The organism is Gorillibacterium timonense, from assembly GCF_001457415.1.
Taxonomy (GTDB): domain Bacteria; phylum Bacillota; class Bacilli; order Paenibacillales; family NBRC-103111; genus Gorillibacterium; species Gorillibacterium timonense.
This window is the reverse complement of record NZ_LN881722.1, coordinates 475056-492643: the sequence shown is the minus strand read 5'-3', so window position 1 is coordinate 492643 and position 17588 is coordinate 475056. Positions and strand designations below refer to the sequence as shown.

Below are 17588 nucleotides of genomic sequence, written 5' to 3'. Positions count from 1 at the left end.
GGCCCGAACATGGCCGTTTCGCCATTCCTCAGCAGTCTCGTCTCTGAGGTACCACTACTTACCCGATAAGCCTCCTTTGAATCACGAGCGATACAGACAAAAAAGGAACACCGGTCATCCGGTGTTCCTCATCCTGCCGATTTCTTTTCGGTTAAATGATCCTTCAGCTTCTCGATCGCTCTCTTCTGGATGCGGGATACGCTCATCTGGGAAATCCCGAGCTCTTGGGCGATGGTCCGCTGCGATTGACCCTCGCTATAGGCCATCACGAGCACCCTTCTCTCCTCTTCCTTGAGGTATACAAAGGCCTGCTGCAGGTCCATTCTCATCTCGATGGTATGATAATCATCCCCGGTGCCTCCGATCAGATCGCCGATGGTGGCACTCCCTTCGTCGCTGGAGAGCGGTGTATCGAGCGACACGTAGTTGTAGCATTCCCGGCCTGCCAGCACCTCGATGGTTTCTTCCTGAGAGAGCTCCAGAGCCTCTGCGATCTCGTTGATATTAGGGGAGCGCTCCAGCTTCATGGTCAGGTCATCGATGGTTTGCTGGATCAACAGCCCCTTTTCCTTGATTCTCCGGGGAACCTGGATGTACCAGGACTTGTCCCGCAGATAGTTCTTCATGTGGCCGATCAAGCTCTTCATAGCATAAGCTTCAAACTGAATGCCGAGACTCGGGTCATACTGCTTGAACAAGCGCAGAAGCGACATCTGCCCGACTTGATAGAGATCCTCGTAGAGATCCGGCCGATTGCGGGACATTTTGCCCGCTGCCATTTTGACGAGCGATTCATATTCCATAAGCAGGTCCGTCACGACCTCTTCGGCCCCGGTATCCTGATATTCCGCAATCTTGTTGAGTAAAGTCTGTTCATGAGTCGGCTCATTCGCCTTCATGCCATCTCCCCATTTCGTTGGAGAAACTTAGTCAAGATCACTTCGGTTCCGGAGTCGGTAATCACCTGAACATCGTCCATCAAGGCCTGCATCATGTAGATTCCCAGCCCTCCGGCATGAACATCTTCCAATTTCTTATCGTGCAGGGCAGTGGGTTGACCGCTTCTGCGATTGAAGTCAAAGCTGGCGCCTTGATCCTTAACGGAGATCCGGATCCATTCTCCCTCCGCTCCGCTGAAGGTCACGTCCACCTTTCCAGGCTCACGATCTTTATACGCATGAAGAACCGCATTGTTGCACGCTTCTGCAACCGCGACCTTCATATCCTCGATTTCTTCATAGGAAAATCCCCATTTCGTAGCAATCCCGTAAAGCGTAAGTCGAACGATATCAACATAATGGGCAACGGCCGGCACGGTTAACTGAACATGCTGCTCCTCTTGTTTCATACGATATCTTCTTTCCTTTCTTGGGGAATTCCCGCGACTTCCAGATCCAGGTACTGAGATATTCCCGTAATATCAAACAGCCTTTTGATCTTCGGCGAGACCCCGATCAACTTGAAGCCGCTCCCGATGGCAGTGCGGCGCTTCAGAATTTGAATCAAGATCCCGATACCGGTGCTATCGATGTATTGAAGATCCTGAAAGTTCAGGATCAAGGCGCGTCCGCTTTGGTTCACGTAAGGCTCCAGCTCCTCTTGCATCTCCGGAGCCGATGACAGATCAAGCTCCCCGCTCAACGAAAAGGCGATGCTTTGCGGAGTGAGCTGCTTGGTCATATAAAACTTCTCTCTATTCATATCGTTTCCTCCCTCATTCCAATGAAAATCCGATCTTCGTTTCCATTTGACCGCATCGGAAAGATCCCCTCGGCCGCCTTGCCTTACCTAGAGGTTATCCCCCGAGCGTGTTGCATACTAGCTCATGAGTCATTACCCGCTCCCTCAAAACCTGAATCATAACAGATTCTGCATGTACCCGCGAACAGGACGCGCTGCCGCAAGCACGCCGTGCTTCCGATACGGAGCTGCTCGACTCGCGGATTCAAGAACGGGCCGCTTCCCGCCTGCTGTTCAGCCGATGAAGCCTGATCCGCTTCCAGATGTCGATGGCCGAGCTGACGGCGCTCAGCACCTTATCTACCTTTTTGTTCTCGGGGGTTTCGACCTGATTGATGTTCCGCTGGACATTCGTCATGAAGCGATTGGACGCGGTACGCAGGGTGGACGTCACTCCCTCCAGCGTATCCCCGACGTTCTCTACCGTACCGAACAAGGAATCAAGTGCCTTCATCTTGGTTCGGACGTCCAGCGTAATCTGATTGGTATTGCGGATGAGCCCCTTCACTTCCGTACTGACCTCGTTCAGCTCCCGCTGAACCTCGACAATGGTCTTGTTCGTATCCTTTAGCGTGACTTGAAGCGTATGGAGCGTACGAATCAAAAAGAGGACGAGAGCGGCGAAAGCGATAGCGATCACCGCCACACTGATTTCCAGGATCATGATGGCTTACCTCCTCAAATGATGGGTTTGTTAGGTAAGGGTTGTTACCCGCATTGCCATTCGATGAATCTTACCGCCAATTGTGAATGAATATTCATATTCATTGCCTCTTTCCTTGGGTATAATAAAACAGAACCCTAAATTTGACTGATAACGATAAAGGAGGAAGGTATCATGGCAACGACTGCAAACCAAACCAAAAATGTTGTAGGAGCTCTTAACCAACAGGTCGCGAACCTGACGGTTCTGTTCACGAAGCTCCACAATTATCACTGGTATGTAACCGGGGAAAACTTCTTCGAGCTGCATTCCAAATTGGAAGAGTTCTATGATTACACCGCCGAAAAGCTGGACGAAGTTGCAGAACGCATTCTGGCTCTGCAAGGAAATCCGGTTGCGACTCTGAAGGAAAGCCTGTCGATCGCTACGATCAAGGAAGCAAAGGGTGGCGAAGCCCCCAAAGAAATGGTCCAAGCCGTATTGGCCGACTTCGAACAGTTGATCTCGGAGCTGAAGGAAACGATCGCAATCGCCGAAGACGCGGAAGACGACTCCACCGCCGACCTGTGCGTTCAGACGATCACCGATCTGCAGAAGAACGCCTGGATGCTTCGCGCTTTCCTTCGTTAATCCTTGTTATCCTAAGCCGGCGCACACCGATTCCCTTTCGGTGAGCGTCGGCTTTTTCATCGAACACAAAAACCCCTTCCGCTCCATTCGCCGCCTCGTGCTGCAGGCATAAGGCTCTTTCGATGGATGCCGGAAAGGGCATAGGAATCGGTTCGGCTCAGGTTGGGACAGGAGTGAGGTACTTGGTCAGCATCACCTTCGTGCCGGCCTCCTGTTCCACCTCCACGCGGTCCATGAGCGCTTGCATCAGATAGATGCCGAGCCCGCCAGCGGAGATGTCGTCCAGCGACTTGCCTTCATATGGCATTTCAGTGTGAGCCGCCCGGTCATAGGGGAAGCTCTCTCCGGAATCGCTCACCGTGATGGTAAGCTCCGCTTCGCTGCGCAAAAATTCAATATCGATGGTCCCTTGTTCTGCTCCCGCATAAGCATGCAAGACAACATTGTTGCACGCTTCAGCGATGGCTACCTTCATATCCTCAATATCCTCATAGGAAAAGCCCATCTGGTTGGAAATGCCGTAAAGGGCCAACCTTGCGATATCAATACACTCCGCTTCAGCCGGCAGGGAGAGAAAGATCCGTTTCTGTCCAACCATCATACACCATCCGCCTTCGTTTCAGGAGAGCTGCCGTGAACGGGAAGGAACCGCGTAATCCCCGTCAGATCAAACAGCTTTTTGATCTTTTGCGGTACATTTTGAACCGACAGGGCCTTCCCATCCTCCTTGCGCGCCTTCAAGAAAAATATGATGATGCCCATCCCCGTGCTGTCGATATAAGTGAGATCAGCCATGTCTAGAACAACTTCTTTATCGGAAGTAAGCAGCGGTTCAATCTCTGAGCGAAACTCGGCCGAAACGGCCAAATCGAGCTCCCCGCTCACATAGATCGTATAATTGTCCGATGATTCCTTAACCGTCATATCGAATTTCTTGCGATTCATCCCGGATTCACCCCATTCGGATTGTCTGATGCTAGTTTATCAAATCTCGCTAAGAAATACACTCGCAGTCGCAATCTGTCGATTCAAGCTGCGGGAAAGCAAATCCGCAGCTCCTTTCCTGTCATGCAGGAACGGCAGCACTCGGAAGCGCCGCCGCTCACATGGAAGCAACAATCGTCGATCGGCTCGGCCGCGGTCATGTATTCGCCAAGGAGTAATAGCGAATCACATCGATGCGTCCTTGTTCGACATTCAGATAAACCTTGAGCAGATAATAACCCCGCTGATACACGAGGCCGTCTTCGGCCACATAATCGGGATCGCCCAGCTTGTCCCGAATGGATGCCGGGGCGATCTGCAGCTTCACTCCATCGAGGGTCAGCGAACCCGAGTCCGCAGAGACAGAGACATCGTAGACGTGATCCCCTGAAAAGGAGACTTCCATCTGTGCGTATCGGTAGATCTCCAGATCCTTATTCAACGGGTCCTGAATGATATCCTCCGGAACCCCCAGCTTGGCGACAACCGCTTCGCGATCATCGGATAGGGTTATTCCGTTTACATCCCGAAGAGCAATCGCCGCATCGGGTTGTTGTCCGGAATCCGGAGCAGCGGAATCCGCGGAACCCCGCCCCAGTGGACTCTGAGCCAAGGCGTGTACGGCTGTATTCGTAAATGCGGACGAAGTGTCGGGAAGACGGATGGTCTCAACCGATAACCCGCCGCCGTGTCCCATCAGCAAGAGGCTTCCGCCAAGAAGAGTGCATGCCCATTTCCGGTTCATTCGGTGTCCCTCCTCGCACGTCGACATCGGACTCGAACGCTTTTAACTTTAATCGGATCGATACAGTCAGCTTCAATTCGTTTCTCACGATATTAATAACCTTCCGGCTATAGCCTGAACCATCGGTTTGGGAATAATGGCCCGTTTTTTCGCGTCCCTTTCTCAGAACGGTCCTCGGTTTCAGGTTCGGACCCTTCGGTTTATATACAAGTAGTACGTACCCGATGAGGGATGAAGGAGGCACGAGAATGGAAAAACGCGTCGAAGGAAAAGTGGCGTTTATTACCGGCGGAGGCTCCGGGATCGGAAAGGCGGCGGCTCTGCTGTTAGCCCGCCATGGGGCCAAGGTCTGTCTGCTCGACCGCACGCCGGAGCAGGCCAACAAGGTGAAGGCAGAGATTGAATCCTTCGGCGGAGAAGCCTGCGTCTTTGAAACCGATATCTCACGGCCGGAGATGGTCGAAAAGGGCATCCGGCATGTAGTCGACCTCTGGGGCAAGCTCGACATCGTCTTTGCCAATGCCGGAATCAACGGCAAGATCGCTCCTATCGAAGAGATGACCGTCGAGGATTGGGATCAGACCATCGACATCAACCTGCGGGGCACCTTCCTCACAGTCAAATACGCCATTCCTCATATGAAGCAAAAGGGAGGCAGCATCATCATCACCAGCTCGATCAACGGCAATCGCGTGTTCTCGAACTTTGGCTTCAGCATCTACAGCACGAGTAAGGCCGGGCAGGTCGCCTTCATGAAGATGGCGGCTCTGGAGCTCGCCAAGTTCAAAATCCGCGTCAACGCCATTTGCCCCGGCGCGATCGAGACGAGCATCGACGACAACACCGATTACCGCCCCGAGCTCGATACGATCAAGATCCCCGTCGAATTCCCGGAGGGCGATCAGCCTCTGCAGGAGGGCCCCGGTCAGCCGGAGCATGTCGCCGATCTGGTGCTGTTCCTCGCCTCCGACGAGTCGTCCCATATCACCGGCACACCGATCTATATCGACGGCGCCGAGTCGCTTCTACACGGCTGACATGCGCTTCTAGGAGGCGGCATTGCTCAAGCTCATAATCATGTTCAAGCTTCCACTCAGGCCAGGTGCCTGGGCGGAAGCTTTTTTCACGAGGAGAATGGCAAGCAAAAAAGCTATCCCGTCGAACAGACCGGAGTCTGCTGCGGGGATAGCTTCTGTCATGCACGAAGATAAGGGCTGGCTTATCCGATTAACTGATTAACCGATTCTCTCCAGAAAAATGGAATTGCGCGGTGCGAAGATTTTCGGAAGCCGGTCGGCTTCCTTCGTTACCACTTCATGATCTCCGATGACGATGATTTCATCCTCTTCGAAATCGCCTACGATGGCTCCATCCCGGATGACCGTGCCTTCGCCGACGATCGCTTTATGGATGATGACGTTCTTGCCGATTACCGCACCGGGCATGATGATGCTGTCGCGAATCAGGCTGCCCTCGCCAACCTCTACGTTGCAGAAGATGACGGAATGATCCACTTCACCATAGATGCGGCATCCCTCGTTGATGCTGGAGCTGGCGATTCGCGCAGTCGGAGAAATGTACTGGCTGGCGGACGGCTCGCAATTTGTGTAGAGAGGCCACTCCTCACCGTTTAAGATCATGACCGGCTCCGCCTCCAGCAGGTCCATGTGGGCATCCCACAGGCTCTGAACCGTGCCGACGTCCTTCCAATAGCCCTTGAAGGAGTACGCGTGAAGCTTAGCCCCCTCCTGCAGCAGTAGCGGGATGATGTCCTTGCCGAAGTCATTGCTGGAGCTCGCATTCGCGGCATCCTTGAGCAAGAATTCACGCAAGATCTCCCAATTGAAAATGTAAATCCCCATGGAAGCCAGGTTGCTTTGCGGCTTGGCGGGCTTTTCCACAAAGTCTGTGACGCGGCCCAGCTTGTCCGTGTTCATAATTCCGAAGCGGCTTGCTTCTTCCCACTTCACCGGGATCACGGAGATGGTCGCATCCGCTTTTTTGGCTTTGTGGTACTCGAGCATTTGGCGGTAGTCCATGTTATAAATATGATCGCCCGAGATGATCAGCACGTATTCCGGATCGCGCTCCTCCAGATAAGCGAAGTTCTGGTATATCGCGTCGGCGGTTCCTTTGTAGACCTTGCATTCATCCGACGAGAGAAGAGTTGCGTCACCTCCCGGCTGATCCAGCTTCCAGGCGGAACCGGTGCCGATATGGGCGTGAAGCAGCTCCGGCTGATATTGAGTAAGAATCCCCACGGAAGAGATCCCCGAATTGGTGCAATTGCTGAGGGTAAAATCAATAATGCGGTACTTGCCGCCAAAAGGTACCGCAGGCTTGGCAAGTTGTGAAGTCAGCACACCCAGTCGTTTTCCTTCCCCACCGGCAAGGAGCATTGCCACGCATTCTGTCTGTTTCATACGATCACCTTTCGTTTATGAGATGGGTTCAAATGACCATTTGGAATCGTTTCGTAAAAGCGAATAAGTCCGTTTGCGGTTGTTCCAAATAGCGAGTCAGCCTTTCTCCAAACGTTCGTACCCGGTACGTTGTAACGTACTAGTACGCTGTCAGCCCTAATCGTGTGGATAGGAATCGGCGTCAATAGGTATGGGAAGTTGTGCGGAGACCACGGTTTTTTAAGCTGACAATGTACTAGGTAATTAAACGACCCGGCTCTCCATGAAACAGCTTCATGCACGGCTTCTCGCTTGCGAGTCGAGGGAAGGAGCAAGCCTTAAGCCCGGGATGGCTGTACGATCCTTGCCTTAGTATGGCGTTTGCCCGAGCCGAGTATGCCGCACGGGTCGATCCACATGCATGCGGAAAAAGCCTCAGCGTAGACGACAGATCGTCTCTGCTGAAGCTTCTCCTGCATTCAATATCCGGTGCAGGCTCTACCCCGGTGACGGTTCATTCAAACGGATAATGCCGCTTTAGGCGCTCGTCCCGCGGCGTCTGGTCGAGGTGTCCCGCTCATCGGTGGCGGCGGCAGAATCGAGCATTTGGCGGATCTGATTGCCCTTGACCGGCTTGCCCATGAAGCCCTCCATCCCTGCCGCCAGACAGCGTTCCTTCTCCTCCTTTAGAACGTTGGCGGTCATGGCGATGATCTTCGGCCGACGCCCCTTTGGAAGCTGCTTGACGATTTCCTTGGTCGCTTCGATGCCGTCCATCTCCGGCATTTGGATGTCCATGAAGAGAACGTCATACTCCCGGCTAAGCGCCATCTGGACCGTCTGTTTTCCGGTCTCTGCGATTTCAACGTCATGCCCCATGCATTCCAAAATGCGCAGCATCAGCTTCTGGTTCACCAGGTTGTCCTCGGCGACCAGGATCCGCAAGGACCGGCCCGGCCCGGAGGAAGGGGCGGGTTCCTCCTCATTCGCAACAGGTTGTTCCAAAGCGACGAGCAGCTGTGGGTCCACCTTGTCCGCCACAATCGTGAAGAGGAAAGTCGCCCCGATTTCGGAATCGGGGTCCACTCGGATATCCCCCTCCATCAGGTCGACGAGGGTTTTGCAGATGGCAAGCCCAAGACCGGTCCCCCCGTACTTTCTCGTCATGGAGGAATCGAGCTGCGAGAATGGCTTGAACAGCCGATCCAGCTTATCGGGGGCAATCCCGATTCCTGTATCCTTCACAACAAACTCGAGCTTGACCCGGTCCTCCTGCTCGTCAACCAGGCTCACCATCACATAGACGCTGCCGTTCAAGGTGAATTTGACGGCGTTGCCGACCAGATTGATCAAGATCTGCCTGAGGCGCGTGATGTCTCCCATGATGTACTCGGGCAAGCGGGGATCCATAAAAAACTGCATATCGAGGTTGCGCTTGCGGGATTTGGCCGTAAACAGATCGAAGGTTTCCGCTACGCAGGCTTCCAGCGCGAACGGTTCGTTCTCCAGCTCCATCTTGCCCGATTCGATCTTGGAAAAGTCGAGGATATCGTTGATGACAGACAGCAGCGCGTCCCCGCTCTTGCGAATGACCTCGGCCAGCTCCCGCTGATCGGTCGTAAGCTCGGTTTCGAGCAGCAGATCGGTCATCCCGATGACGCCGTTCATGGGCGTGCGGATCTCATGGCTCATCATCGCGAGAAATTCCGTTTTGACCTTGGAAGCGATCTCCGCCGCTTCCTTGGCCTTGATTAGCTCCTGCTCGCTCTTTTTCCGCTCGGTGATGTCGCTCACGGTAATCGCAAAGAGATGGTCGTCGCCGATGAACGCTTCCCCGATTTGGATCTCGGCGGGAAACTCCGAGCCGTTCTTTTGCCACAGGATGAGCTCGCTGAGCTTGCCTGTCGTATACTTCAACGTTTCGCCGCCGTTTCGCTCCGGGCACGCCTCCAGCTCATGAATCGACGGAATGACGAGCGAGATATGCTGGCCGAGCAGCTCCTCTTCCTTGTACCCGAACATCGTCTCCGCCGCCGGATTGATCTTCAGAATCGTCCCTCCATTGTCGAAGGTAATCATCGTATCGATCGACGTTTCCCGGATAACCCGCGCCTGCGCCTCCGCCTTGGTCAGATTATGCGTGGTGAGGAGCAGCTCGCGGTTCGCCTTTTCCAGCTGAATCGTCTGCTCATGTAGGAGATCGGTCTGCTGCTGGAGGACCTTGTTCGTGATGTAAATGCTCACAAAGCCTTCGATCTTCGACTTCAACGCCTGCGGAATGAACGGCTTGACCATGTAGTCGATCGCCCCGACCGAATACCCGGTAAACACCTGCTCGGTTTCCTTGCTCGTCGCGGTGATGAAGATGATCGGAATGTTCTTCGATTTTTCCCGGGCCTTGATGAAGCGAGCGGTCTCAAAGCCATCCATCCCCGGCATCTGGACATCAAGCACGATCACCGCAAATTCATTCTTCAGAAGACAGCGCAGAGCTTCCTCGCCGGAGGAAGCGCGCACCAGGTTATAGCTTTCTTCCGCAAGAACGGCTTCAATGGCAAGCAGATTTTCCGGGTGGTCGTCCACCAGCAGGATAGGAACAGGGTAGTCGAGCGCCATCGTATCTCCCCTCGCAATCATCGGATTTTACGGTATAACCTTTCGCTTGGGCTCATGGGCTGATAGCTATCGGCGTGATGGGTGAAATTGATCGATTCCCGGTTCCCCAGGGCGAGGAATCCCTTCAGGCTCAGGCTGTCGTAGATCAGCCGATGAACCTGATCCTGCAAATCCTTATTGAAATAGATCAACACATTGCGGCAAAAAATCACGTGAAATTCGTTGAAGGACTGGTCGGTCACCAGGTTGTGCTGGGCGAATACGGCATGGTTTAGCAGCTCGGGCTGGAAGACCGCATATTCGCTTTTGACGGAGTAATATTCCGAGAACTCCCCGCTTCCTCCCGCCGCAAGATAGTTGCGGGTGTAATCCCGCATTTTGCGCAAGGGAATGATGCCTTTGCGGGCTTGGTCCAGCGAGTCCTCGTTCATGTCCGTCGCATAGATTCTCGCCCGATCGAGCAGCCCTTCCTCGTGAAGCAGAATAGCCATCGACAGCACTTCTTCTCCGGTCGAGCAGCCGGCGTGCCAGATGCGAATCTGCGGCAAGGACTTCAGATACGGAACCGCCTCCCGCCGAAAAAGCTGAAACAGCAGCGGATCCCGAAACATCTCCGTCACGCTGATAGACAAGCTGCCGATGAGCGCCTTCATCTGGGCGGGGTCATGCAGCACCTTCTCCTGCAAGCCGGATACGCTGCCGAGATGCAGCGCGTGGATTCGATGCCAGATCCGGCGGCGGAGCGAGGAGAAGGCATAATCGCGAAAATCGTATCCGTAGACGCGAAAGATTCCTTCCAGCAAGAGCTCGATCTCGATGTTTTCCAGTTCCTCCTCCGGTGTCAGCAAGGAGGGGTTCGATTGGATGTCCGTCATATCGGTTCCCTCATTTGTACAGCCATACCTTTAACAAGGACAATAGCCGGTTCGTATCGATCGGCTTGGCCATATAATCAGAAGCTCCATTCTCCATGCAGCGGCTGCGGTCCTCCCGCATCGCCTTGGCGGTCAATGCGATGATCGGCAGATCATCGAACTCGGGCTGCTCCCGAATCCGCCTCATCGTCTCGTAGCCGTCCATCTCCGGCATCATGATGTCCATGAGAACGAGGTCGAAATCGGGATTCCGTCTCAGGACATCAAGGGCTTCCCTGCCGTTCTCGGCGAATGTGACTCTCATGTCGTAGTTCTCCAGAAAGCTCGATAACGCGAAAACATTGCGGATATCGTCGTCGACGAGAAGGATGGACTTGCCGGCGAAGGGGGCCGTCTCGATTTCGTCGCCCGTCTCAGCCGCAGTGTCGGTACCCGCAGCAAGGATCGGACAGCCGGAGTCGAAGACGGCTTGCGCTTCCGCATCCGGAGTGGCATCAGACTCGGCGCTAGCGGCCGCTTCCGCATGCCCGCTTAAAGCCGGATGCGAACGGAGATCGGGAAGGGTCAGAGCGAAGGCGCTCCCCCGATCCGGCTCGCTCTCCACCGTGATCGTCCCGCCGAGAAGCCGGGCCAGCTCCAGGCTGATCGACAAGCCGAGACCGGTCCCGCCGAACCTCCGCCCCGTCGAACCGTCTGCCTGGCGAAAGGCTTCGAAGATCAGGCTCAGCTTCTCATCGCTGATCCCGATCCCCGTATCCTTCACCTCAAAGCGGACGGCTTCTCCTTCCGCTCGCGGAACGTCCGGGACGGAGCTATCGCCGCCGCTCTCAGCGCTGACTGTGAGCGTCACGCTGCCCTCGCGGGTGAACTTAAACGCGTTTCCCAGCAAATTCTTGAGGATTTGCTGGACGCGATGACCATCCGTGTACAGGACGGAAGGGCTGCTCTTCTCTACGTGAACGCGGAAATCGACCCCGTTCTTCACGGCAAGGGGGGCAAAAAGCTGGCGGAGATGGTCCGCAAGATCAACCAGCCGGACGGCATCCGGGTGGATCTCCATCTTGCCCGCTTCCACCTTCGACAGGTCGAGAATGTCATCGATCAGCCGCAGCAGGTCGCCGCCGGAAGAATGGATGGTCCCTGCGTATTCCTGCTGCTTCCCCGATAGATTTCCTTCCTTGTTCTCCGCAAGCAGCTGCGACAAAATCAGCATGCTGTTCAGCGGAGTTCGCAGCTCATGAGACATGTTGGCGAGAAATTCCGTCTTGTATTGGGAAGAAAGCGACAACTCCTGTTTCTGTCGCTCCAGAATCGCCTGACTGTCTTCCAACTGCTTGTTCTTCTCTTCGATGATCCGGAGCTGCTGCTCCAGCATCTCATTGGAGTGCTTGAGCTCCTCCTGTTGCGTGACGAGCTCCTCCGATTGATGCTGGAGCTCCTCGGATTGGGATTGTAGCTCTTCCGTAAGGGTCTGCGACATGTTCAGGAGCTCTTCGATCCGCTTGCGAGAGCGGATTCGGCTTAGCGCGCCAGCGAGCGCCTCGGTCAGCTTCTCCGCAAGCTCGCATTCGCGGGAAGCGAAGCTTCGGAGCGCTGCCGCTTCAAAGACGCCGAGAAGCTCCCCCTCATGGAGGATCGGCACAAGCAGGAGATCGACCGGCTCCGTCATCCCGGTTCCGGAACGCAGCGTAATGTAGCCGGGAGGCAGGTCGGACAGCCGAAGGGGCTTGCGGTCCAGCGCGCATTGGCCGACCCAGCCCTCGCCGACGGCGAAGCTCCGCTTCTCTTCCTCTGTGTCGAAGGCATAAGCACCGCTCATTCGCAAAACCGGAGAGCCTCCGGCAGGCTGAAGCAGATAGACCGCACCGCAGACGCCTCCGATCAGGGGAACGACCTCGCTTGCGAACCATTGGGAGGCTTCCGGCAGATCCCCCGCCGTCTGAAGAAGCTCCAGCATATGGGCGAGATTGGCGGAATGCCAGTTCTCTTCTTCAAGCTTCAGCGTCAGCTTACGCTCGTTCTCCGTCCGGATCGCTAGATCGTCGACCATCCGGTGGAAGGCGATCGAGATCTCGTCAAATTCATCCGGCTTATCTGGAGCCTGGGAAGCCGAGGCGGGTGATCTTCTTCGGAAGCTCCCGTTTGATATCGAAGCGAGCAGGTCCGCCACGCCGTTGAGACCGCCGGATATGCTGCGAATCAGCCAGAGCATCACCGCGATCCCGAGAAAGATTCCGGCGGCCGACAGCCCGCCGGTGAGCAGCAGCATCCGCCGGTTCGTGTCGTTGATCTCGGTCAGGGACGTACGCATCCTGCCCTCATGATAGTCGCTCAACTTGAGCAGAGACTCCTGCAGAGCATTTTGATAATCGACGCCCTCCTCGGCTCGAAGCTCCACCGCATTCTCCAGCTTGCCCTCCTTGATCAACTCGACCAATTGGGCTACATAGCCTGTGAATTGGTTCCAGTCCTCCACCGCCGTAAGGGACAGGCTCTTCTCTGCATCCGAAGCATTCGCCAGCTCCGTCAATTGCCGCAGGTACCGTTCCGTGTTTCCTTTGCGCTCATCCAAGGAAGCGAGCTCCTCGGCAGCCTGAAAGGAGCTACCCTGATTGAGAAGATTGGCGATATGCTTCGCCATTTCGTTCATGCTGAGGCGGGCCGAGGTAGCGAGCGATACCTTTTCGTACCGATTCTGATAGATCTCGTTCACATCCGACCTCAGTGCCGAGAATCGGTCGATGCCCACTCCTGCTATCGTGAACAGCAGAAGGATCAACACCCCGAAGCCGACAAACAGGCGCGTCTTGATCTTCATCCGCATTGGCCCACCACCCGCCTCAAGATTTCGCTGTGATCATGACCATGCACATGTCGTCATGGTGGTCCTTGCGCACTTCCTCGGGCAAAATCCGTTCGAGGATGCGGTCCAGATCATTGCCTCTGGCTCGGGTCAATTCCTCCAGCAAATCTCCGCCGGCTTCCTCAACCGCTTCCAACAGTCCGTCCGTAAACAGGAAGATCCGCGATTCGTCCTCGTATTCGATGCGGGCCTTGGAGATTTCTATCTGTTCAAAGAACCCGACGGCGCAAGAGCCCTGGTCAAGCTGAAGCGCTTCTCCCCCTTGGGTCAACAGCAGCCCGGGAGGATGCCCGGCGTTAACGTACTCGATGACTTTGCGGTTCGTATCGATCACCAGGTAGATCGCGGTGAAATAGTAGTGGATAAAATGCTCCTTGCTGTACAGCTGGGTCATATAGCGGTTCAGCTCATTGATGACCAGCTCCGGATCGATGAGGCGGGTGATGGTGTCCTTCAACACGGAGGAGATGAACATGCAGACCAGCGAGGAAGAGATGCCATGCCCCATCATGTCGAGCAAAATCACGCCATACCGGCTGTCGTCGATGCGGTACCAGGAATACATATCCCCGGCAAGCTCGAAGGACGGATAGTAGTTGGCGCTGACCCGGATGATCTCGTTGTCCACCGGTTCGCCGAGCACGCTGCGCTGAACCTGCTTGGCGAGATCCAGCTCGTTGCGAATCTTGCGGTCGCGCTCGATATGCCAGTCCATCTCTTTTTTCAGCCGCAGCGCGGACCGGATGCGGGCCATCAGCTCCACCTTGTTGATCGGCTTCATGACATAATCCATCGCCCCGGCATCCAGCGCCTCGGCCAGCTTGTTGGAATCGCCGAGAGCTGTCACGATGATGATCGGGATATCCCTTAGCCGTTCCTCCCGCTTGATGCGGCGGCAAGCCTCCAGCCCGTCGATCTCGGGCATCATCATGTCCATGAGGATGAGGTCGACATCGGATTCGGGAGGCTCTCCCGAATCGACGCCCAAATGTTTATAGAGTTCATATGCGGAGCTCGCGGTCAAGCAGTCGCGGTAGCCCTCGCTTTTTAGTATCTTCTCGATAATGATCAAATTGACCGGATTATCGTCCACAATCATTATTCTCATACGGCTCTGCTCCTTCAACTTTCAGCCTGGTACCTTACCACCTCGACTCGAGTGGTTCGAGCGCTTTGAGTGGTTCGAGTGCTTCGAGCTACTCGCCTTGTCCTTCGACAAATTCCTGAATCTTCTCCAGGAAAAGAACGCCGTACCGCAGAAATTTGGCTTCGCCGACTCCTTTGACGGACAGCATGGCGCTCCGGTCGGTCGGCAGAACCACGCTCATCTCGCGCAGCGTACTGTCGGGAAAGACGACATACGGCGGGACATGATCGCGCTCAGAGATTTCCTTGCGCAGACTCCGCAGCACTTCGAACAGATCGGCATTGCCCGCTTCCTCCCGGCGCACCGCAATGCGCTTCCTCTGCATGACCGGTTCCTCTCCCCGCAGCACGCGGGCCGCCTTCGGCGCCAGCTTCAGCACGGGGAACTTGCCTTCGGTCAAGGTCAAATAGCCTTCCGCGCTGAGGGTGTGGATGAGATCGGTGATCTCTTTTTCGGAATAGCGGCTCATAATCCCATAAGTCGGCAGCTCCGTAAAGTGGAACTGGCGCACCTTCTGGTTGCGGGAGCCCTTCAGCACCTGGCTGACCAGCGCGGCTCCGAAACGCTCCTTCATCCGATAGATGCAGGAGAAGATCATCTGCGCTTCGCGCGTCAAATCCGCGATCTCCACCTCGTCGCTGCAGTTGCCGCAGTTGCCGCATTCCTCCGGCGCTTCTTCTCCGAAGTAGTTCAAGATGTATTGCCTGAGGCAGCGCGTCGTGTGGCAGTAATCAACCATTCCCTGAAGCTTGCGGTATTCATTCAGCCTCCGCTCCGGGTCGCCGATGCCTTCCTCGATCAGGAATTTCTGAATGATCGTGTCCTGCGGACTGAACAGGAGCACGCATTCCCCGGGCTCCCCGTCACGACCGGCGCGTCCCGCCTCCTGGTAATAAGCCTCCATGTTCTTCGGCATGTTGTAGTGAATGACATAGCGCACGTTCGACTTGTCGATCCCCATGCCGAACGCATTGCTCGCCACCATCACGCGGATATCGTCATAGAGAAAGCGCTCCTGGGCCTCCTTGCGCGCGCCGTCCGCTAGTCCGGCGTGGTATTTTCCAGCGGCGACTCCCTTCTTCAGCAGAAGGTCGCAGAGAGAATCCACCTCCTTGCGCGTCGCGGCATAGATGATGCCAGCCTGATCCTTCCGTTCCCGGATGAAGTTCAACAGGTAGTCCTGCTTGTTCTCGCCCTTGACGACAGAGAATTTCAAGTTCGTCCGGTCAAAACCGGTCAAATACACCTGATCCTTCGGGATGCCCAAGTGATTCAGGATATCCGTCGTAACCTCCGGTGTAGCGGTAGCGGTGAAGGCGGTCACGCGAGGTCTCTTGGGAAGCTCCGCTAGCAGCTCGGCAATCCGCCGATAGCTGGGCCGGAAATCATGCCCCCACTGGGAAATACAGTGAGCTTCATCAATCGCCACCATGGAGATAGGCAGCGAATGCAGCAGGCTGCGGAAGCTTTCCAGCTCCAAGCGCTCCGGAGCGATGTAGATCAGCTTGTATTGGCCGAGTGCCGCACCGCGCAGCCTCCTGCCCACCTCCGCGCCGCTGATGGAGCTATTGATAAACGTTGCCGCTATGCCCATCTGGGTCAATGCGTCAATTTGATCCTTCATTAAGGAAATAAGCGGCGACACCACCAGGCTCACTCCGGGAAAGAGAAGGGCCGGAATCTGGTAGCAGATCGACTTGCCGCCGCCCGTCGGCATGATGCCGAGGACATCGTTCCCCTCCAGAATCGAGCGGATCAACCGATCCTGCCCCGGACGGAATTCGGTGTAGCCATAATATCGTTCAAGCAATTGTCTTGCCTCTTGCAGCAATTGAAGCCCCTCCCTGCATCTTGTCCCTTCTACCATACCGCATATTGCCGGGAGAGAAAAGGCAAACACCACGTTCATCCGGTGGAGAATTCAGGAGACATGAGCACTCGCCCATAATGGAAAAAGAACCGCCCCATCGGGGCAGTTCCGTTTTCGTGAGCCGCAAGCGACGGACCGCCGCCATAACGCAATCGAGCTTCACTTCGGAAGTTCCACGCAGCGCTAACTTACAACTTATACACGGATTCCGCTTGCGGACCGCGAGCGCCCTGTACCACATTGAACTCAACGCGCTGCCCTTCGTCGAGCGATTTGTAGCCATCGGCTTGAATCGCCGAGAAGTGGACGAAGACATCGCCGCCCTCCTCCAAGGTGATAAAGCCGTAGCCTTTCTCCGCATTGAACCATTTTACCGTACCCGTCTGCATATTGAATTCCCTCCATTACTTGTTATTCCTATATGTATCTCTTCGGACCGCCTGACTGCTAGCCCTAGCCATAACGATTACCCGAAAAGGTCATAACGCTATAGAGAGAGTATGAGGTGAGGTGTGAAGTTCCCGCCCCTCATTCAATCACTGACCATGACAACAATTATGCCTCGGTCCAGCTCCTTATCCAACTGGTCGGCTTCCGCCTCGACGCCACCGAGACCCTTCAGCTTCGAGCGAAGCTGATCACTCCTCGAGCGGAGCGCCACAAACACAAGGATTGCTTACCCGGAGAAGCTTCCACTGAAACATAAGGGGTCAAAATGGACATGCATGATAAAACGCATGATATACATTTCGATCCGAATAACCACCGTATCCCAGCAATATTCAGGAAAAAGATAACACCCGTTGACAGATTCTCACCGAATGTTATATACTCCAATCTATAGTCAAATCACAACCGAATAGCTTGGTTCTTCTTATTAAGAGTGGCGGAGGGAAAGGCCCTATGATGCCCGGCAACCGTCTTGTCCTGCGGACAAGAAAATTGGTGCCAATTCCTGCGGAGCGAACAGCTCCGGCAAATGAGAAGGGACCCTAAGAGTTAACCTTCTAAGGCCCTTTTTCATTTGAAAAAGAGCCTTTTTCATTTGAGTG

General features: G+C 55.0%; 16 protein-coding genes, 1 pseudogene and 1 riboswitch. Of the genes and pseudogenes, 2 read left to right on the top strand and 15 right to left on the bottom strand.

The window, feature by feature from the left end:
• Window positions 1-128: 128 nt before the first annotated feature.
• The 4 genes from BN2684_RS06745 to BN2684_RS06730 form a co-directional block, all read right to left on the bottom strand.
• A complete protein-coding gene (locus BN2684_RS06745) occupies window positions 129-899 on the bottom strand; it encodes a sigma-70 family RNA polymerase sigma factor (RefSeq protein WP_058301393.1) in 771 nt (256 codons plus the stop codon).
• Window positions 896-1348 carry an anti-sigma B factor RsbW gene (rsbW, locus tag BN2684_RS06740; RefSeq protein ID WP_058301392.1) on the bottom strand — a complete coding sequence of 151 codons (453 nt, stop codon included), beginning with the start codon at window positions 1346-1348 and terminating at the stop codon, window positions 896-898. Before rsbW (BN2684_RS06740) ends, BN2684_RS06745 begins: the two co-directional genes overlap by 4 nt.
• Entirely contained in the window at window positions 1345-1701 is a 357-nt protein-coding gene (locus BN2684_RS06735; RefSeq protein WP_058301391.1) for an STAS domain-containing protein, read from the bottom strand. Before BN2684_RS06735 ends, rsbW (BN2684_RS06740) begins: the two co-directional genes overlap by 4 nt.
• 244 nt (window positions 1702-1945) lie before the next feature.
• Complete coding sequence (locus tag BN2684_RS06730; RefSeq protein ID WP_058301390.1) at window positions 1946-2404, bottom strand: DUF948 domain-containing protein; 459 nt, start codon at window positions 2402-2404, stop codon at window positions 1946-1948.
• Window positions 2405-2578: 174 nt separating this feature from the next.
• Between BN2684_RS06730 and BN2684_RS06725 the strand changes: the two genes are divergently transcribed.
• Window positions 2579-3034 carry a Dps family protein gene (locus BN2684_RS06725; RefSeq protein ID WP_058301389.1) on the top strand — a complete coding sequence of 152 codons (456 nt, stop codon included), beginning with the start codon at window positions 2579-2581 and terminating at the stop codon, window positions 3032-3034.
• A 157-nt stretch (window positions 3035-3191) separates the two neighbouring features.
• On the opposite strand, the gene rsbW (BN2684_RS06720) is transcribed toward BN2684_RS06725, so the two are convergent.
• From rsbW (BN2684_RS06720) to BN2684_RS06710, 3 genes are all read right to left on the bottom strand, one after another.
• Entirely contained in the window at window positions 3192-3635 is a 444-nt protein-coding gene (gene rsbW / locus BN2684_RS06720) for an anti-sigma B factor RsbW (RefSeq protein ID WP_058301388.1), read from the bottom strand.
• Window positions 3632-3979, bottom strand: a complete 348-nt coding sequence (locus BN2684_RS06715; RefSeq protein WP_058301387.1) for an STAS domain-containing protein — start codon at window positions 3977-3979, stop codon at window positions 3632-3634. Before BN2684_RS06715 ends, rsbW (BN2684_RS06720) begins: the two co-directional genes overlap by 4 nt.
• 196 nt (window positions 3980-4175) lie before the next feature.
• The gene (locus tag BN2684_RS06710) at window positions 4176-4763 is read right to left on the bottom strand and encodes a hypothetical protein (RefSeq protein WP_058301386.1); all 588 of its coding nucleotides are present in this window, start codon (window positions 4761-4763) and stop codon (window positions 4176-4178) included.
• Between the two features lie 248 nt (window positions 4764-5011).
• Here BN2684_RS06710 and BN2684_RS06705 point away from each other — a divergent pair, with 248 nt between their 5' ends.
• Window positions 5012-5800, top strand: coding sequence for an SDR family oxidoreductase (locus BN2684_RS06705; RefSeq protein WP_058301385.1), 789 nt, complete (start codon window positions 5012-5014; stop codon window positions 5798-5800).
• A gap of 198 nt (window positions 5801-5998) precedes the next feature.
• Here BN2684_RS06705 and BN2684_RS06695 read toward each other — a convergent pair whose 3' ends face one another.
• From BN2684_RS06695 to BN2684_RS06665, 8 genes and pseudogenes are all read right to left on the bottom strand, one after another.
• Complete coding sequence (locus BN2684_RS06695; protein WP_058301383.1) at window positions 5999-7186, bottom strand: glucose-1-phosphate adenylyltransferase; 1188 nt, start codon at window positions 7184-7186, stop codon at window positions 5999-6001.
• A gap of 516 nt (window positions 7187-7702) precedes the next feature.
• Complete coding sequence (locus BN2684_RS06690; RefSeq protein ID WP_058301382.1) at window positions 7703-9781, bottom strand: response regulator; 2079 nt, start codon at window positions 9779-9781, stop codon at window positions 7703-7705.
• A 17-nt stretch (window positions 9782-9798) separates the two neighbouring features.
• Window positions 9799-10656, bottom strand: a complete 858-nt coding sequence (locus BN2684_RS06685) for a CheR family methyltransferase (RefSeq protein ID WP_058301381.1) — start codon at window positions 10654-10656, stop codon at window positions 9799-9801.
• Window positions 10657-10666: 10 nt separating this feature from the next.
• Window positions 10667-11716, bottom strand: a complete 1050-nt coding sequence (locus tag BN2684_RS25480) for a response regulator (RefSeq protein WP_449404108.1) — start codon at window positions 11714-11716, stop codon at window positions 10667-10669.
• A 15-nt stretch (window positions 11717-11731) separates the two neighbouring features.
• Window positions 11732-13474 (bottom strand): annotated as a pseudogene (locus BN2684_RS25475) (histidine kinase dimerization/phospho-acceptor domain-containing protein); the annotation flags it as partial.
• Window positions 13475-13496: 22 nt separating this feature from the next.
• Window positions 13497-14627: a SpoIIE family protein phosphatase gene (locus BN2684_RS06675; RefSeq protein WP_058301379.1), complete on the bottom strand. Its 1131-nt coding sequence runs from the start codon at window positions 14625-14627 to the stop codon at window positions 13497-13499.
• Between the two features lie 88 nt (window positions 14628-14715).
• Window positions 14716-16497: a DNA helicase RecQ gene (gene recQ, locus BN2684_RS06670; protein WP_058301378.1), complete on the bottom strand. Its 1782-nt coding sequence runs from the start codon at window positions 16495-16497 to the stop codon at window positions 14716-14718.
• Between the two features lie 227 nt (window positions 16498-16724).
• A complete protein-coding gene (locus BN2684_RS06665; protein WP_058301377.1) occupies window positions 16725-16925 on the bottom strand; it encodes a cold-shock protein in 201 nt (66 codons plus the stop codon).
• 482 nt (window positions 16926-17407) lie between these two features.
• Window positions 17408-17522: riboswitch (SAM riboswitch) on the top strand.
• The last annotated feature ends 66 nt before the right edge of the window (window positions 17523-17588 follow it).

Coding starts and splice junctions, on each gene's coding strand:
- BN2684_RS06745 (WP_058301393.1), bottom strand. CDS start 899: ATGAAGGCGAATGAGCCGACTCATGAACAGACTTTACTCAACAAGATT.
- BN2684_RS06735 (WP_058301391.1), bottom strand. CDS start 1,701: ATGAATAGAGAGAAGTTTTATATGACCAAGCAGCTCACTCCGCAAAGC.
- BN2684_RS06710 (WP_058301386.1), bottom strand. CDS start 4,763: ATGAACCGGAAATGGGCATGCACTCTTCTTGGCGGAAGCCTCTTGCTG.
- BN2684_RS06685 (WP_058301381.1), bottom strand. CDS start 10,656: ATGACGGACATCCAATCGAACCCCTCCTTGCTGACACCGGAGGAGGAA.
- BN2684_RS06715 (WP_058301387.1), bottom strand. CDS start 3,979: ATGAATCGCAAGAAATTCGATATGACGGTTAAGGAATCATCGGACAAT.
- rsbW (WP_058301388.1), bottom strand. CDS start 3,635: ATGATGGTTGGACAGAAACGGATCTTTCTCTCCCTGCCGGCTGAAGCG.
- BN2684_RS06690 (WP_058301382.1), bottom strand. CDS start 9,781: ATGGCGCTCGACTACCCTGTTCCTATCCTGCTGGTGGACGACCACCCG.
- rsbW (WP_058301392.1), bottom strand. CDS start 1,348: ATGAAACAAGAGGAGCAGCATGTTCAGTTAACCGTGCCGGCCGTTGCC.
- BN2684_RS06730 (WP_058301390.1), bottom strand. CDS start 2,404: ATGATCCTGGAAATCAGTGTGGCGGTGATCGCTATCGCTTTCGCCGCT.
- BN2684_RS06705 (WP_058301385.1), top strand. CDS start 5,012: ATGGAAAAACGCGTCGAAGGAAAAGTGGCGTTTATTACCGGCGGAGGC.
- BN2684_RS06725 (WP_058301389.1), top strand. CDS start 2,579: ATGGCAACGACTGCAAACCAAACCAAAAATGTTGTAGGAGCTCTTAAC.
- BN2684_RS06665 (WP_058301377.1), bottom strand. CDS start 16,925: ATGCAGACGGGTACGGTAAAATGGTTCAATGCGGAGAAAGGCTACGGC.
- BN2684_RS25480 (WP_449404108.1), bottom strand. CDS start 11,716: ATGGAGATCCACCCGGATGCCGTCCGGCTGGTTGATCTTGCGGACCAT.
- BN2684_RS06695 (WP_058301383.1), bottom strand. CDS start 7,186: ATGAAACAGACAGAATGCGTGGCAATGCTCCTTGCCGGTGGGGAAGGA.
- BN2684_RS06675 (WP_058301379.1), bottom strand. CDS start 14,627: ATGAGAATAATGATTGTGGACGATAATCCGGTCAATTTGATCATTATC.